The 15973-nt window shown below is 57.4% G+C and carries 12 protein-coding genes; 6 read left to right on the top strand and 6 right to left on the bottom strand.

Features of this window, described 5'->3' with window-relative positions:
* Window positions 1–69 precede the first annotated feature (69 nt).
* Window positions 70–2505: a GcvT family protein gene (locus AC2FIC_RS04595; RefSeq protein ID WP_496692984.1), complete on the bottom strand. Its 2436-nt coding sequence runs from the start codon at window positions 2503–2505 to the stop codon at window positions 70–72.
* 184 nt (window positions 2506–2689) lie between these two features.
* On the opposite strand from AC2FIC_RS04595, the gene AC2FIC_RS04590 reads away from it, so the two are divergent.
* Both AC2FIC_RS04590 and AC2FIC_RS04585 read left to right on the top strand, forming a co-directional pair.
* Window positions 2690–4207 carry a trimethylamine methyltransferase family protein gene (locus AC2FIC_RS04590; protein WP_496692983.1) on the top strand — a complete coding sequence of 506 codons (1518 nt, stop codon included), beginning with the start codon at window positions 2690–2692 and terminating at the stop codon, window positions 4205–4207.
* Window positions 4208–4267: 60 nt separating this feature from the next.
* Window positions 4268–5236, top strand: coding sequence for an agmatinase (locus AC2FIC_RS04585; RefSeq protein WP_496692982.1), 969 nt, complete (start codon window positions 4268–4270; stop codon window positions 5234–5236).
* Here the strand turns inward: AC2FIC_RS04585 and AC2FIC_RS04580 are convergent.
* The 5 genes from AC2FIC_RS04580 to AC2FIC_RS04560 form a co-directional block, all read right to left on the bottom strand.
* Window positions 5233–6207: an arginase family protein gene (locus AC2FIC_RS04580; protein ID WP_496692981.1), complete on the bottom strand. Its 975-nt coding sequence runs from the start codon at window positions 6205–6207 to the stop codon at window positions 5233–5235. The two genes, AC2FIC_RS04585 and AC2FIC_RS04580, sit on opposite strands and share 4 nt — an antisense overlap.
* A 51-nt stretch (window positions 6208–6258) precedes the next feature.
* A complete protein-coding gene (locus tag AC2FIC_RS04575; protein WP_496692980.1) occupies window positions 6259–7848 on the bottom strand; it encodes an ABC transporter permease in 1590 nt (529 codons plus the stop codon).
* Window positions 7841–8878 carry a quaternary amine ABC transporter ATP-binding protein gene (locus tag AC2FIC_RS04570; RefSeq protein WP_142637767.1) on the bottom strand — a complete coding sequence of 346 codons (1038 nt, stop codon included), beginning with the start codon at window positions 8876–8878 and terminating at the stop codon, window positions 7841–7843. The genes AC2FIC_RS04575 and AC2FIC_RS04570 overlap by 8 nt, the downstream gene beginning before the upstream one ends.
* 77 nt (window positions 8879–8955) lie before the next feature.
* A complete protein-coding gene (locus AC2FIC_RS04565) occupies window positions 8956–9906 on the bottom strand; it encodes an ABC transporter substrate-binding protein (RefSeq protein WP_142637765.1) in 951 nt (316 codons plus the stop codon).
* A 341-nt stretch (window positions 9907–10247) separates the two neighbouring features.
* Window positions 10248–11135: a LysR family transcriptional regulator gene (locus AC2FIC_RS04560; protein ID WP_496870033.1), complete on the bottom strand. Its 888-nt coding sequence runs from the start codon at window positions 11133–11135 to the stop codon at window positions 10248–10250.
* Between the two features lie 98 nt (window positions 11136–11233).
* Here AC2FIC_RS04560 and AC2FIC_RS04555 point away from each other — a divergent pair, with 98 nt between their 5' ends.
* The 4 genes from AC2FIC_RS04555 to AC2FIC_RS04540 are packed head-to-tail and all read left to right on the top strand — an operon-like array spanning window position 11234 to window position 15969.
* On the top strand, window positions 11234–12676 hold the full coding sequence (locus tag AC2FIC_RS04555; RefSeq protein WP_496692979.1) for an aldehyde dehydrogenase family protein: 1443 nt from the start codon (window positions 11234–11236) through the stop codon (window positions 12674–12676).
* Window positions 12676–13650, top strand: a complete 975-nt coding sequence (locus AC2FIC_RS04550) for a membrane dipeptidase (RefSeq protein ID WP_271949980.1) — start codon at window positions 12676–12678, stop codon at window positions 13648–13650. Before AC2FIC_RS04555 ends, AC2FIC_RS04550 begins: the two co-directional genes overlap by 1 nt.
* Before the next feature lie 4 nt (window positions 13651–13654).
* Window positions 13655–15343 carry a hypothetical protein gene (locus AC2FIC_RS04545; protein ID WP_496692978.1) on the top strand — a complete coding sequence of 563 codons (1689 nt, stop codon included), beginning with the start codon at window positions 13655–13657 and terminating at the stop codon, window positions 15341–15343.
* Window positions 15340–15969 carry a DUF3726 domain-containing protein gene (locus AC2FIC_RS04540; protein ID WP_271949978.1) on the top strand — a complete coding sequence of 210 codons (630 nt, stop codon included), beginning with the start codon at window positions 15340–15342 and terminating at the stop codon, window positions 15967–15969. Before AC2FIC_RS04545 ends, AC2FIC_RS04540 begins: the two co-directional genes overlap by 4 nt.
* The last annotated feature ends 4 nt before the right edge of the window (window positions 15970–15973 follow it).

Genomic DNA, 15973 nt, shown 5'->3' with positions numbered 1-15973 from the left:
GATTACATCAAAACTAGCGAAACAAAGAACGCCCCTCATTGCAATGATGAACTTGCAGCCCGTTCTGCGTCAAGCCCGGAGCCTGCTATGGTCCGGGTCATAGGGCGAAGGTGCGATCACCGTTGCGTTGACCCGTATTCCACAGTGATCCAACTCTATCTTGCACCCGATTTCTGCAAGTGACGGATCGACAAATCCATGGGCAAGATTGAGGCCGGTGCGATGTCCCCACTCGCCCGAGGTGATTGTTCCGACAACCGTGTCACCCAGCATCAGCGAAGCTCCGGCATGGGCAGATCCCTGTTCGGTTTCCAACCGGAGCGGCACGAGTTTTCTCCGCGGCCCATAAGCATCACGGTTCAGCAGGGCATCGCGCCCGATGAAGTCGCCCTTTTCCAACCTCACAAACCGATTCAGACCTGTTTCAAAAGGATCAAACTCGGTGATCAAATCAGCCTTCCAGTGCAGGAACGTCTTTTCCATCCGCATGGAGTCGATCGCCCGAGCGCCAAACAGCTTGAGGCCGAAGTGCTCTCCAGCCCGCCGCAGCGCCAGATATGCGCTATAAAGCGAAGGGTTGGGAACGTGGATTTCATATGCCAGTTCGCCAGAAAAACTTACCGCCATCACCGTTGCCTGAGCGAACCCAACAAAGCACTCCCTGACGCTCAGCCATGGAAAAGCCAGCGGGGACCAATCACCGCGCGCGCAGGACGCCAGCACATCACGTGATTTCGGGCCGGCAAGGATCAGAATGGTGCAGTCGTTGGTCAGACTGCGTAAATGCACGTCTTCATCGGGGTGGCGGTTCTGCTTTAGCCAATCCATATCGTGGAATTCACTTGCCGCCGCCGAGCCATACCAGACCCGGGCAGGACCGCGATCGCTGGCGGGCAGGTTCGCCACAGTCGCTTCGGCTTTGACCATCCCGTGATGGTTCAAAAGATAGCCCAGCCCAACCCTGCCGTCGCGGCGCGTAACAGCACCGCAAAACAGACGATCCAGAAAGGCATGCCGATCCGCGCCGGTAATCTCGATACGGTTGAAACCATTCACCTCGGACAACCCGACATTGGACTGAACATTTGCCACCTCGGCCCCGACCAGATCATAGGTTTCGTCAAAATCGAAACTGAGGGTCGGTTCAAAGCTGGGGTCAGGCTTGATGTAATCCACCCTTTCCCATCCATTGACGACAGTGAATTCGGCGCCCTCGGCCGCTAGAACCGGGGTCAGCGCTGTGGTCTTGGCGGGCCTTCCTGCAGGGCGGTGTTCATGCGGGAGGTGAAAGCGGAATTCATTCTGGTAATCTTCAACTGCCTTTAGCGCCGTCAATTCCACATTTGCGTGGCCCGTGAACCGACGCGGGTCCAGGCACCAGGTGTCATAACAGGCCTCTCCATGCACAATCTGCTGGGCCAACAGCCAACCATGGCCACCGCCCTCACCCAATCCAGCCCGCAGGCCGATGATACAGAAGGCGTTGCGCTTGCCCGGGATCGGCCCGACAAGCGGCGCACCATCAATCGTGTAGGTGATCGGCCCGTTGACGACGGTGTGAATCCCGGCCTCCAACAGAGCAGGCATCCGGGCAAAAGCGCCCTCCAGCACATCCGAGACACGGTCCAGATCGTCCGGGCACAGTGCATTGACAAAATTTGGATCGATCCCGTCCATGCCCCAGGTCTTGCAGCCCTGTTCATAGAACCCCAGCAAGAGGCCGTTCTTTTCTTGTCGACAGTAGAAATCGCTGATCGGACATCGCAGCAAAGGCATTCGGTGGCCGGCATCGCGGATTGCAGGAATTTCTTCCGTCAGAAAATACTGATGCTCCATCGAGGCCACGGGGTGGTGCACCCCCATCAAGGCGCCCACTTCGTTCACACGATATCCGCAGGCATTCACCACGATGTCACAGTCGATATCACCGTGTTCGGTCTGCACCGTCCAGGTGTCATCCTTGTGTTGGGTCAACCCGACAACCGGGGTATTCCGGTACACCTCGGCCCCGGCCAAACGTGCAGCCCGGGCCAACGCCTGACACAGCTGAGCCGGATCAATATCCCCGTCCAAAGGATCCCACAGCCCGCCAATTAGGTTTTCGGTCGAGATCAGAGGGTGCCGCCGAGCGCATTCTTCGGCATCAATAACCTCGAAATGGACATCCATACCCCGGGCCATCGAAGCGAAATGTCGGTATCCCTGCATTTGCGCTTGGGTGTTCGCCAACCTGATTCCGCCGTCACCATGGTGGTAATTGATGGGATAGTCGGGATTCGCAGACAGGTCTTGGTACAGTTTGATCGAATGGGATTTCAGTCCAACCATGGTCTGGTTTGTTCCAAAATTCGTCACCTGCGCGGCTGAATGCCAGGTGGTACCAGAGGTCAACTCGTTTCGTTCGACCAGGACGACATCTGCCCATCCTTCTTGCGTCAGGTGATACAGAGTTGAGCACCCTGCGATCCCGCCACCAATTACCACTACTTTTGTCCGCGACTTCATTGGCTTTGCTCCTCTGAACCCCAATAGGTTTTGCTGAAAACGGGTCTTCGCAACAGCTTACGAATGGCTTGTGCTGAAAAATCGAAACTACGATTGAGGATTCTGAAAGGCGCATTTCCCTTTTGCAGAGACCCCGCATCGCCCTTTACGGTTCCGGGAATTCTGACATGAAAAGGATTGGGCGTTGTCAAAGGGCAGTAAAAGAAGCGGTCGAAATGCGCGTCTTGCGCAACGCGCAGCAGAGCCCGCCTTAGATCCGTGCCCCCCCGGGCAAGCCGGTGGTCGCTTTCAACCTTTGACACAGTCCGAAGTCAAACAAATATACAATACCGCCTTAAGGCTTCTGGAAACTCTGGGCATGGGCGAGGTCCCGGACAGGCTGGCCAACGACCTGCGGTCAGCCGGTGCACAAACCGGACAGCAAGGGCGGCTGCTATTTCCTCGAAACATGGTTGAAGACGCTATTGGGTCCGCTGCCAAGACTTTCTCGTTTCATGGCCGGGACGAAGCGCGCTCGATCGAAGTGGGCGGAAATCGTGTGTTCTTTGGCACCGGCGGTGCGGCGGTGCAGACGCTGGATCTGGAGAGCGGCCACTATCGCCCATCCACGCTGGCCGATCTGCATGATTTCACGCGGCTTCAGGATACGCTGGCCAATGTCAGCTGGTTTACGCGCTGCTGTGTCGCGACTGATCTGCCAGATGTTTTCGATCTGGACGTGAACACAGTTTACGCTCTGGTTCGCAATACCACCAAACCGATTGCCACGTCGTTTACCCTTGCCGAACATGTGGCCCCGATCGTCGAAATGCTCGACATCGTTGCAGGCGGGCCAGGCGAGTTTGCCAAGCGGCCGTTCCTGAAAGCCCACATAAGTCCGGTGATTTCACCACTGCGTTATGGCGAAGATGCGGTGGACGTTGTCTATGAATGTATCGCCCATAATATCCCGATGTCCTGCATTACCGCTGCACAGGCAGGCGCCACCGCCCCTGCAACACTTGCCGGGTTTCTGGCGCAATCTTTGGCCGAGACACTGGCCAGCCTTGTTATGGTCAATGCGATCAAACCCGGCTTTCCGATGGTGTTTTCCAACTGGCCTTTCATCGTCGATTTGCGCACCGGTTCTTTCGCAGGCGGCAGCGGTGAGACCGCCATCCTGAACGCGGCGTCGGCGCAGATCACCAACGCGCTGGGGCTGCCTTCGGGTGTGGCCGCCTCGATGACTGATGCGAAAGCTGTCGACGCACAGTACGGGGCCGAGAAAGGAATGACCTCGCTCGCTGCGGCGCTGGCTGGCGGCAATCTGATCTACGAAAGCTCGGGTATGACCGCTTCCTTGCTGGGCGCCAGTTTCGAAGGGTTCGTTCTTGACGACGAAATGCACTCTCATACCTATCGCGCGTTGCGCGGCATCGAAGTGACCGATGAGAATCTGGGCTTTGACGCGATTTGCCAGGCGGTACTGGGCGACGGTCATTTTCTGGGCAGCACCCATACCTATGCCGCGATGGAGCGGGACTACTTCTATCCGGCGCTGGCTGACCGGAACGAACCCCGGACATGGCAGACCGAAGGGGCCGCCGATGCGTGGACGGTTGCCCGCCGGCACGCAAAGGACATCCTGGCACGACATCATCCGCAATACCTGACCGAAGAACAGGACGCTGAAATCCGCAGACGGTTTCGCATTCTCTATTAGACTTACGTCGACCGACTCTAGCCAGTAGGCTTGCAGCACATACACTCAGATGAGGCCCTCATGACAAATCCCTTCTTTCAGCCGGTCTCGGCAATGGAGCTTGCGCGTTTCGCTGGTGTCCCCACGTTCATGCGCCTTCCCGAACTGACCCCCAAGGACGACCGGATCAACGAAGTTGATATTGGGATCATCGGGATCCCGTGGGATGGCGGCACCACAAACCGCCCCGGCGCGCGGCACGGGCCTCGGCAGTTGCGCGACTATTCGACCATGATCCGCGCAATGAACCCGGTCACCGGTGTAGCCCCTTTTGCCATGGTGAATTGCGCCGATCTGGGTGATGTCGCGCCGAACCCGGTGGACATCGAAGACACCATGAACCGAGTCACGTCTTTCTATGACGATCTGACCGAACGGGGCATAACGCCGCTAACCGCGGGCGGCGACCACCTGACCACCCTGCCCGTCTTGCGCGCTCTGGCCAAGTCGGAGCCATTAGGCCTTATTCAATTCGACAGCCACACCGACCTGTTCGACAGCTATTTCGGTGGCTACAAATACACCCATGGCACACCGTTTCGTCGTGCCGTTGAAGAGGGCCTTGTGGACCCCAAGCGCTTTGTCCAAGTCGGCATACGCGGGACGGCCTATAACACAGACGATATCGATTGGGCCGAGGCACAGGGCATCCGCATCATCCGCATCGAAGAACTGTTCGACCGCGGCATTGACGATGTCATGGCCGAGGTGCGCGGGATCGTCGGAACAGGTCAGACCTATTGCACCTATGACATCGACTTTGTGGACCCAACCTATGCCCCCGGCACCGGCACGCCAGAGATCGGCGGGCCGAACAGTTTTCAGGCGCAGCAGGTGATCCGCCAGTTAAGCGGTGTCAATTTGGTTGGTGCTGATCTGGTTGAGGTCGCGCCACCCTTCGATGCCGCTGGGGGCACGGCCTGGCTGGGCATCTCACTAATGTTCGAGCTACTGTGTGTTCTGGCACAGGCCGTAGACGCCCGCCGCTAACCGGTGTTTTCGGCAATCATCGAGATCATCTCGAACATCACCGCCGCCGCGGTCAGGGCGGTGATGTTATTGGGGCTGTCCTTAGTCGGCATCATGCAAACAACGTCACCGCCGACAATGTTCAAACCGCGCGCGGCACGCAGGATACCCACGGCTTCGTCAATGTCGAACCCCTTTTCGCCCGGCTCCAGATTGGACACCGCCGGAGCGATTGTCGGGTCAAGGCAATCCAGATCGAAGGTGATATAGACCGGGCGATCACCTAGAACCTCTTTGGTCTGCGCCACTACATCTGCAAGCCCGCGCTGACGAAATTCGCGCATGGTGACGATGTTGTACCCATAGTCGTAAGAAGGCTGCAACCAGTCCAGGCTGCGCGGATGGCCTCGCAGGCCGATCTGCATCGAACGGGTAGGATCAACCTGCCCCTGATCAGCCAGATAAGCCCCCCAATGAGCGGCCGACTTCTTTGCCCCCAAAAAGTGATCGACCTTTGTAAACACATCCGTATGGGCATCCAGGTGCAGAAAACTGATCGGCGCTCCTCCGGCCAGCTTCCCACATCCCAGCGCCTGTACGATCCCGCCGGTAATGGAATGGTCACCGCCAACGGATACCGGGCGCGCACCTGCCGCATCTATGTCCTTGTAAAAGGCGGTAATGCGTTCGATGCAGTCTTCGTTATCGTTGGCGCGCGGAAAGGGTACATCACCGACATCGGCAATCTTCGCGCGGCTCCAGGGGTCGATCTCAAAAACCGAATGGACCCTGCGCTGTACCGCCGAGACATTCCGCAAGGCGCGCGGGCCCAGATGCTGATCCCTTTCGGTTGTCCCGTTTCCGGTCGAATGCGGCACACCGACAAGTGCAATATCCCGCCCCTCAGGTCCGATATTGGGGCAGCGAAACATCGTCGGTATGCCCCACCAGTACAAATTGTCCATCATGGACTGCTCATAGCGGTCGACCATTTCATCCTCCGGTAAAAAAATGCCCCCGGCCTGGGCCGAGGGCATAGAAGTTCAGATTCTTTCGTCTTCTCGCCGGAATGCACCCTGAACAATACGGTCCATGACCATAGCAAGGAACAAAATGGCAAAGCCGCCCAACAGGCCGGGACCCTTGGCTGCGTATTGCAACGCCTCAAGGATTTCCTTGCCCAGCCCTCCGCCACCGATCAGCGAAATGATCACCACCATCGATAGGCACATCAGGATGGTCTGGTTCACCCCGGTCATAATCGACGGCAAGGCCAGAGGTATCTCGACATCCTTCAACAGCTGCCATTTCGAGGCCCCAAAAGCCACAGCAGCCTCTTTGATACTGTCGGGCACTCCGCGCATGCCCAGCGCGGTCAGTCGGATGACCGGCGGCATGCCAAAGATGATCGTTGCCAGAATGCCGGGCGGGTTGCCGGTGCCAAAGAAGGCGATAATCGGGATCAGATAGACGAAGGCCGGCAAAGTCTGCATCAAGTCCAGCACGGGCTCTGCCGCGCGGTAGGCACGCCTGGACTTGCCAAACCAAATGCCCAGTGGAATGCCAAAAACAACGCACAACAGCACCGCCGCACCGACCAGCGCCACAGTTTCCATCGCCACATCCCAATATCCCAGCAAGGCGATATAGGCTAATGAAGACGCCGTGAAGATCGCCACTCGGGGGCCTGCAGCCCTCCAAGCCGTCACACATATCACCAGCATCACAACCGGCCAAGGCGACCCGATCAGCGCAATGGTCAGGGCATCCAGAACCGACCGAACCCCAGCGACAATCCCATCGAATACGTCCCCGCCAGCAAGAGCGGCCGCATCTATCTGCGCCTCCATCCAGCTTGCAAGGTTTGAAAACAGGGTCCCGCCGCCCTCACCCAATATCAGTGCGGACACTTCTTTTTCGGGGAATGCATCCAACATGGCCATCGACGCATTGACCGTGAATTTGTAGACAATCAACGGCCCAATCGCCGCAACAAGCACAGCCCCCAGCACCATATTTCGCCTGGACTGGCCACTTTCGGTACTATCCGGATCGGTCCGCCATTTTGAATACTGTTTTTCATAGACGCGGTCGGCATAGAAGCCCTGTGCCAGTTTGAAGACCAGCAGCATCAGCAATCCGGTGATCATGATGCTCAGCGCTTCAGACTGCGCGGCCGCGGCTTTTCCAAAGCTGGTATCGGCGGCTTTCTGTATATTCGCTGCTAGCTTGGTGAAACGGTCAATATCGGCCTTCTCTGTCGCATCAGCCGCTCGCGCCAGCAGCTCGTCGGCGCGTGCCTGCTGACGTTCGGCACGTTCCACCATGTCAGCGCCCGGATTGCCCCAGGCGCCACGCCCGATCTGAACCCAAGCGATGATTTCCAGGATCAGGAAGGTCCAGAACATCCCCCAGATGGCTCGTGATGCTGACCACAAAGGCCCCAGAACCGCGGCCCAGAGATTGAACGTATTCGGAACCGCACTGGTTGCATCATGGATCTTGTGAAACGCCTTGACGTAATAGTCCCCGTTCGGACCAGCAAACTCGTGAATGGACCGATCCAGTGCCTCATGGTCAACCTCGATATCCGAGGCGGCGGTGACTTTCACTTCGGTGGTTACATCAGTCATTCTTGCCCCCCTGAATTCCGCGCAGCAGGCGCGGTTTGGTGACGACGCCGACGTCTTGCCCTGCATCGGTGATGATCACCGGCAGGTCCGTGTCGACAGCCAGGTCGATCAACTGATCCAGATCGGCCCCCTCATCCGCGCGCGGCGCGCCGTCGGTCGGGCCGGAATAGCTGTCCAGTGGCTCCATGATCGAGTGTGCCTTGACCAGTTTCAACTTGGAAATGCCCTGAACAAACTCGCGCACATAGTCATCGGCCGGATTCATCACGATGTCTTCCGGTGTGCCGATCTGAACGATGACACCATCTTTCATGATCGCAATCCGGTGGCCAATGCGGATAGCTTCGTCCAGATCATGGGTGATGAACAATGTGGTCTTCTGCAACTGGGCGACCAGCGCTTTGAACTGGTCCTGCAACTGCAGCCTGATCAGCGGATCGAGCGCAGAAAAGGGCTCGTCCATTAACAGGATTTCCGGATCAGAGGCCAGCGCGCGGGCAATTCCAACACGCTGCTGCATCCCGCCCGACAATTCTTTGGGCAGGCGATCTTCGTACCCGGTTAGGTCCACCAGACCCAGCGCATGGTCCGAGACGGCCCAGCGCTTGGACTTGGACACTTTGCGAATTTCCAGAGGATAGGCCACATTGTCTCTGACAGATCGGTGCGGCATCAGCGCCATATGCTGGAAAACCATCCCGATCTGCTGCGCGCGGATACGGCGCAGTTCAGCCTCGGATATTTTGGATACGTCCTGGCCCAGAATCTCGATCTTGCCTGAGGTCGGCTCGATCAAGCGGTTCACGTGGCGCACCAGCGTGGATTTCCCGGATCCCGAAAGACCCATAATGCAGAAGATTTCGCCGCGCGGAACTTCGAAAGACGCACCCTGTACGCCGACCACACAATTATACCTTTCAAGAACTTCAGGCTTTCCAATCCCTTCATCCCGTACTGCGGTCATGGCCTCCTCTGCCCGCGCACCGAAAATCTTCCAGACATCTGTCAGTTTAACGACTGTTTCGGTCATACTTGCCCCTTCAATGCAAAACAGGCCGCCAGGCATTCCCGGCGGCCTATCTGTAATTCAGTTCCGAGCGTTACCGATCACTCTGACATCCAGTTCAGAACCGCATCTTCGTTCGCACCGACCCATTCTTCGGCATATGCGAGCGGCTCTTTGCCATCTATGACAAGCGCATAAGTCATGGCCGAGACAGCGGCAGTATCCAGTTTCATGTTGGACAACAGCCGAGCAACCTCGGGGTACTCATCCTCAAGAGATTTGGCATAGTGAAGGTGCAGATAGGCCAAATCCCAGGCGACACCTGCTTCGGATTTCTCCAGCCAATCCGGATCATCCGTGGGCTGCAGGACATTCCATTTTGCCGCGTCATAGGCTGGCTCTTCCAGGATCTGAAGATCATGCAGTTCAAACACGTAATGCGGCGTATAGCAGAAACCCACCCAAGGCTCACCCGCTTTGATCGCGTTATCAAGGTTCGCATAGGCGACGGTTTCGTCTATCTCGGTCAATTCCATGACCTGGTCATAGCCATATGATTTGGCCCGGATTTTCTCGACATTGGTCGACGCCCAGCCGGGGGCACCGATCCATACTTCGCCCTGCCCGTCGCCATTGCTGTCGAACAGTGCCGCGATGTCGGGATTGGTCAGGTCGTCAATGGACCGGATATCATTGGCATCAGCGGTCGCTTTGTCGACACACATTCCTTGAAACGCCTCAACGCCATTGGAATTGAAGGTAACTGTACCCTTTTCGGTTACATAGGTGTCATGCAGGTTCTGCTGGTTCGGCATCCACACTTCGGGGTGTACGTGCATGGCGCCGGAATCCATCGCCTCGAACACGATCGGGTTGGTGCCATTCTGAAGCTCGACCTCTAGCCCCAGATTTTGTTCGATCGCAACCTTTAGAATGTGCGCTGTTGCATTTACCGATGGCCAGTTCGGCACACCGATCACAATGTCAGCAGCAAAAGCAGGCACAGCGACCATCATCGACGCGCCTCCCAGTAACATAGTGAGTTTGTTCATATTATTTCTCCGTGTTGGGCGTTCGAGGCGCTGTTCTTCTTACCCTCTGGGCAGCGGTACGCCTGTCAAACGACATCGGGATGACGTTCCATCCCCCTTTCTTAGCCAGTTACCGGGCGCGCCGGTTTGACAGGAAAATTCAAACATGCCGACACATGACCCATCAAGAACAACATGCCACAAATCGATATATGCGTCTTTCTCGAATATTAGTTTCGGTTTATTCTGATCTTGATCGATATGACGCCTGAAATAGGTGCAGCCGATTCTTGAGTGGGCTTGTCTGCCATCAATATCCCCTAAGCGGCGCCATCTCAGACAGGGGCACAGATTTTATCCAGTCAGCCCTCAGATCCCAGTACAAGATCCTGCTTCAGGATGAAGTCCCCAAACGCGTCCGTCAGCGTTTGAAAGCGCGAGCGTTGCGAGACATAAAGATACACCTGCCTTTGATCTTCGAGATCAGCTATAGGACGGAAGACGATAGCCTCAGGAAGAGACCGTGCAACGGTTTGCGGCAAAACCGTCACCCATTCCTCGGTGCGCACCAATGCGATCAGTGAATGGGTGTTCTGAATGGTCACACCGGCCTTCGAAATCGCCGCGTGAAACCGCGGGGACTGAACCAGATCGCACAGAGCATTGCGTATGAAGGGAACCGAAGCCACCTGTTCGATGGTTGGCATCTCCGATTGCTGTGCCAGCGGGTGAGCAGCCGTGCAAACCACCCCAAACCTGTCTTCGAACAAGGGCGTGGCTGTGACCCCGTTTAGCGCAAGATATCCGGATGCAATGCCGATATCCGCTTTTCCTTGCACAACCGCGTCCAGTACCTGCTGTGTATCGGTATCGCGGAGCTCGATCCTGATATCGGGGAAATGGCTATTCATGTGACTCAGCACCTTGGGAAAGGCAAGAGCCGCCACCGACGGCACAGACACGATCCGCAACAGGCCGTACTCTGCGCTGGCTATTGCCTCGATATCCTGAACTGTTTGATCGAACTGTCTGACCTGCTTCAAAGCCAAATCATGAACCTGCCGACCCACTTCTGACAGTCGATTTTTGCGCTCTCCCTCGAACAGCTTCTTACCCAGGTGCTCCTCAAGCTGCTTCAGCGTCATCGACACCGCCGATTGCGTTCGTCCAAGACGGTCGGCGGCCTCGGTCAGATTACCAGTCTGCACAACCGTGCAAAAACTGCGCAGTGTTTCAATCTTGATCGCCATACTTCAGTTTTTCTGCAATTTGTTTCATTTAATTGAGTTTGACTGATGTTCGCCAAAAAATCCATCCTAGGTCAAATGAAATCGCACTGGGGCGTAACGTGACACAACTGAATCTGATTGCTGGCGAATGGCTGGCAGGTGAGTCTGAAATCGAAAACCGCAATCCTTCGGACCTGAGCGATCTGGTCGGCATGTTTGCACAGGCCAGCGCTGACCAGCTTGAGGCGACGCTGGATCAAGCCCGTGTTGCACAGGCTGAATGGGCCGCCTATGGCATCGAACGGAAGCAAGCCGTTCTGAACGCTATCGGCAATGAAATGATGGCCCGGGCCGAAGAACTGGGTACGCTCTTGGCGCGCGAAGAAGGCAAGCCGCTGGCCGAAGGCAAAGGCGAAGTGTTCCGCGCCGGGCAGTTCTTTACCTACTACGCAGCTGAATGCCTGCGTCAAATCGGTGAGAACGCAGATTCTGTGCGCCCCGATATCGAAGTAGACGTTCGCCGCGAAGCTGTCGGCGTTGTCGCCATCATCAGCCCATGGAACTTCCCTACCGCGACTGCCTCGTGGAAGATTGCTCCAGCACTGTGCTATGGCAACGCGGTTGTGTGGAAACCCGCCAACATCACCCCGGCATCCGCTGTCGCACTGACCGAAATCATCGAACGTCAGGACATCCCCAAAGGTCTGTTCAGTCTGGTCATGGGTTCGGGGCGCAGCATCGGGCAACGCCTGGTCGAAAGCCCCAAGGTCAATGCAATTTCCTTTACCGGGTCAGTCCCGGTCGGCAAGGGTATCGCAGCAGCCGCCATCCAGAACCTGACCAAAGTTCAGATGGAAATGGGATCAAAAAACGCGCTGGCTGTGATGGACGATGCCGATCTGGATCTGGCCGTTACTCTGGCATTGGGAGGAGCGTTTGGCGGCACCGGACAGAAATGTACGGCGTCTTCGCGCCTTGTTGTGCATGCGGGTATCCATGACGCGTTTGTCGAAAAGCTGGTGGCCGGTGCGCAAGCGATGAAGGTCGGCCACGCGCTGGAGGAAGGCGTGCAGATGGGTCCCGTCGTCAGCCAACAGCAGCTGAGCGAAAACCTGGCCTATGTTGATCTGGGCAAATCCGAAGGGGCCGAGCTGGCCTGTGGCGGAACCCGGCTGGAGATGCCTCATGACGGGTTCTACATGTCGCCGGGCGTGTTTCTGAACACCAACAACGACATGCGCATCAACCGCGAAGAAATGTTCGCGCCCCTGACCAGTGTCATCAAGGTTGGCAGCTATGACGAAGCGCTGAGCGTCGTCAACGACACCAACTTTGGCCTGACCTCGGGCATCGTGACCAAATCGCTGGCCCGCGCCACGCATTTCCGTCGCAATGCGCGCACTGGTGTTGTGACTGTGAACCTGCCCACTGCAGGCACCGATTACCACGTGCCTTTTGGCGGCCGCGGCGACAGCTCTTACGGGCCGCGCGAACAGGGTAAGGCTGCGGCCGAGTTCTATACCACGGTCAAAACCGCCTATATCAGCGCGGGCCCCGTGTGATGCGGATCGACGGGCTACAATATGCCAACTGGTCGGAAAAGATTTTCCGCCAACTGCGTGACGGGGGCGTGGACGCGATTCACGTCACCATCTCGTACCACGAGAACTTTCGCGAAACGGTTCTGAATTTCGAGAAATGGAACCGCTGGTTCGAACAATACCCGGACCTGATCATGAAAGGGCGCTGGGCCAGCGATATCGATACGGCTCGTAAAACGGGCCGGACGGCTGTGTTCTTTGGCTTTCAGAACCCCTCGCCCATCGAAGACGATATCGGGCTAGTCGAAATCCTGCACGATCTTGGCACCCGTTTCATGCAGCTGACCTATAACAACCAGTCCTTGCTGGCGACCGGCTGTTATGAGGCCGAAGACACAGGCATCACCCGTATGGGCAAGCAGGTGATCAAAGAGATGAACCGCGTAGGTCTTGTAGTGGACATGAGCCATTCGGCGGACCGTTCCACCATCGAGGCCGCTGAATTGTCCGAGCGTCCCATAGCCATCACTCACGCGAACCCGTATGATTGGTCGCCCGCGCTGCGTAACAAGCGTGACGATGTCATTCGTGCAGTGACGGAAAATGGCGGGATGCTTGGCTTTTCGGTTTATCCCCACCATCTGAAAGATAAATCCGACTGCACGCTGGACAGTTTTTGCGAGATGATCGCACGCGCCGCCGACAAATACGGCGCGCAGCATCTGGGGATCGGCACAGACCTGTGTCAGGATCAACCCGACAGCATTGTGGAATGGATGCGGGTTGGCCGCTGGACCAAGGAAATCGACTATGGCGAGGGATCCGCTTCGGCACCAGGCTTTCCGCCCATGCCGGGCTGGTTTCAGGACAACCGAGATTTTGGGAACATCGAACAAGGGTTACGCGCGACCGGCCTGAACGATGACGAAGTGGCCGGGATCATGGGCAGAAACTGGTATAAGTTTTTTGCCGAGAACTTCGTCCCACAAGGGTAACACTATGAATACACGCGTGCAGACTGAAAATGTCAGACGTGATCCCGCGATGGTCATGCGGCTGTCGCGGCTGGGCTCGCTGCATCAATGCCGTCTCAGCTTTATGCGGCAACTGACCCGCCGTATGGCGCAGGAAAACTGGAGTTTTTCCCGCCCTGCGTTCGAGATTGACGAACACGGCGTTGGCCATGCGGTCTATACCGCGCAAGGCCCTGATCACGCATATTCTCTGGTGGCGTTTGCCCATGATCTGCCGCCCGAAAAACGCTCGGACCGGGTCATCGCCGAGGCCTGGGATGCCACCTTCGCGCTATTTGACGGCATTCCGACGGCGGATGATATTCACCGCCTGTCGCAAAACGTACCAGTGCAAGAGGCCGGGCGCGTCAGCGAGTCAGAACTGTCATTGTCGCGCGCCAACCGGTCAGTCCGCCTGTGGGCACATGTGGTCGACCGTCTGGCCGCTGGTCAACAACCCGATCTGGAACAGATTTATCAGGTTGGCTACCTGATGCGGACAACCGCCGTGTATGGTTCCGGCAAGTTTGGGGCTGCAGATCGCGAGAAAACAGCCAGTCGCCCCGAGGTCAACGGCCCGTTCCAGACCGAGATGTTGTCGGTCTACCTGACCCGGAACTTTGTGCGCGACCTGGTGCAGCATATGGCCCAAGTGAAGGGCGGCGATCAAACCGCGCAGTTAGATCCGCAGATCGCCAGTTGGCTCGGCATTGGCAATTCCACAGGTCTGGGCATGGCCCCCTTCATCGTCAACCATCCGATCTTGTTCAATAACTGGATCATGGCGCGAGAGGAGGCCATCGCCCGGGTACGGTCGCTCTTGACCGCCTCGGAAGATGAGGCCCGTCAATTCCGTGGCATCTATGATCGTAGCAAACTCTCGATGTCCTGGTGGCAGTCTGAGCATCCGGTCCAGCGCGATAAGCTGGCGGCGCTCAACAACGATCTGCAGGCAATCTCTGGGTATCTGGACAGGGATGATCTGACGCAGAACCAACCCTGGGATCGGTTGATCCTGTGGTCGCAATCCGCGCTGAGCGAGGAGGGCCAGGAACTGCTCGCCTCGCTTATCCTTGAGCCCTATGGCGAATTGGTCGATGGGCTGAGCTGTTGTATGGCCGACAGCAATTCAAGTGCCCATGTGATTGATGGATCAATGTCGGTAGGCGCTGCGCGCGATCTGATCAGTAACAGTTTTGGCTGGGCCTTGGATCTGGATTGGAACGCAGCGGAAAACTGTGCGCGGGCCTGGTATGTCTCCGAGGAGAAGCTGGAGCCGCGACTGGGTGAGCGCTTTGAGGAACCGATAGCCGGTTACGAACAGCCCCTTGCCCCGGCCCGTGACGCCGCGATGGCGTTTAAGGCACTTGCCGAATGGGATACTCGCTCCTCCGTTGCAGAGTTTCTGCTGCGCCATCCTGAACATCGCCACACCCTGCGCCGCGCTCAAATGAGCCGAGTAGCCCCCTATGGTGAAATCCACGACAATACGATCAGCGCCACTGTCCTGCCTATCGACATGCTGCGGGCCAAGCTGTCGTTTTTTGGGGCAACCCATTTTGACCCCCGGTCGGACCGCTGGGTGCGGATCTGCATGTATTCCGGCGCACCATATCCTGATGAGTTAACGCCGGAAAATGCCGATCTTTGGGTTTATCCGGAGTTGCCGCAATGACCTATTCACTGAACGAGATCGAAGCCACCTCTAAACGCGCCGCCCGAGGGGCAGGTTATGCCTGGGGTCTGGCAGAAGAGGCCGCCAAGGCCACACGCTGGTTGTGCGGGCATGGGCTGGACGGGACTACAGAGCTGGCCCACCTGCTGGACTTGGGTTTGGCTGCGGCGCCGGCAGATCACAGACCAGATGCGATGCAGGGCCCATGGCAGGGCAAGGGCGCTTTGTGCCCTCTGGCCACTGGCACCTTGCTGTCGGATTGTGCCGAACAGCTGCGCGCCGGACCGGTTGAGATGGCCAACATTGCAATCCCTGCACTGTTACTGCCCTTTGCTGCCTATGCGGCACGTGAACTCAAGGGCTGTGTGGTGCTTGATTGTGATGGGCATCTGGCGGCATGTGATGGGTATTCCGTGTCGACCCCAGATACCTTACCCGCCCAGGCGCGCAGGGTGGTGGTTTCGCTGGGGGAACAGCGCACAGGCCCCCGCCCACATCAGACCCGCGCCGCCCCGACTGATCAGGCTTGGGCAACGCTGAATCGCTTTGCCCACCGCACCTATGCCCCCGCAACCGAGGAATCCCGCCTGCTGGGTGCAGGGGCCGGGCTTTCTGATAATGACTGATGAG

The organism is Ruegeria sp. CDSC079 (assembly GCF_059610505.1).
The sequence above is the reverse complement of the archived record's forward strand: the minus strand, read 5'-3'. Positions and strand labels throughout refer to the sequence as shown.

Excerpts from the sequence above, each read along its gene's own strand:
- AC2FIC_RS04595 (WP_496692984.1), bottom strand. The coding sequence starts at position 2,505 with ATGAAGTCGCGGACAAAAGTAGTGGTAATTGGTGGCGGGATCGCAGGG.
- AC2FIC_RS04585 (WP_496692982.1), top strand. The coding sequence starts at position 4,268 with ATGACAAATCCCTTCTTTCAGCCGGTCTCGGCAATGGAGCTTGCGCGT.
- AC2FIC_RS04580 (WP_496692981.1), bottom strand. The coding sequence starts at position 6,207 with ATGGTCGACCGCTATGAGCAGTCCATGATGGACAATTTGTACTGGTGG.
- AC2FIC_RS04575 (WP_496692980.1), bottom strand. The coding sequence starts at position 7,848 with ATGACTGATGTAACCACCGAAGTGAAAGTCACCGCCGCCTCGGATATC.
- AC2FIC_RS04570 (WP_142637767.1), bottom strand. The coding sequence starts at position 8,878 with ATGACCGAAACAGTCGTTAAACTGACAGATGTCTGGAAGATTTTCGGT.
- AC2FIC_RS04565 (WP_142637765.1), bottom strand. The coding sequence starts at position 9,906 with ATGAACAAACTCACTATGTTACTGGGAGGCGCGTCGATGATGGTCGCT.
- AC2FIC_RS04560 (WP_496870033.1), bottom strand. The coding sequence starts at position 11,135 with ATGGCGATCAAGATTGAAACACTGCGCAGTTTTTGCACGGTTGTGCAG.
- AC2FIC_RS04550 (WP_271949980.1), top strand. The coding sequence starts at position 12,676 with ATGCGGATCGACGGGCTACAATATGCCAACTGGTCGGAAAAGATTTTC.
- AC2FIC_RS04545 (WP_496692978.1), top strand. The coding sequence starts at position 13,655 with ATGAATACACGCGTGCAGACTGAAAATGTCAGACGTGATCCCGCGATG.
- AC2FIC_RS04540 (WP_271949978.1), top strand. The coding sequence starts at position 15,340 with ATGACCTATTCACTGAACGAGATCGAAGCCACCTCTAAACGCGCCGCC.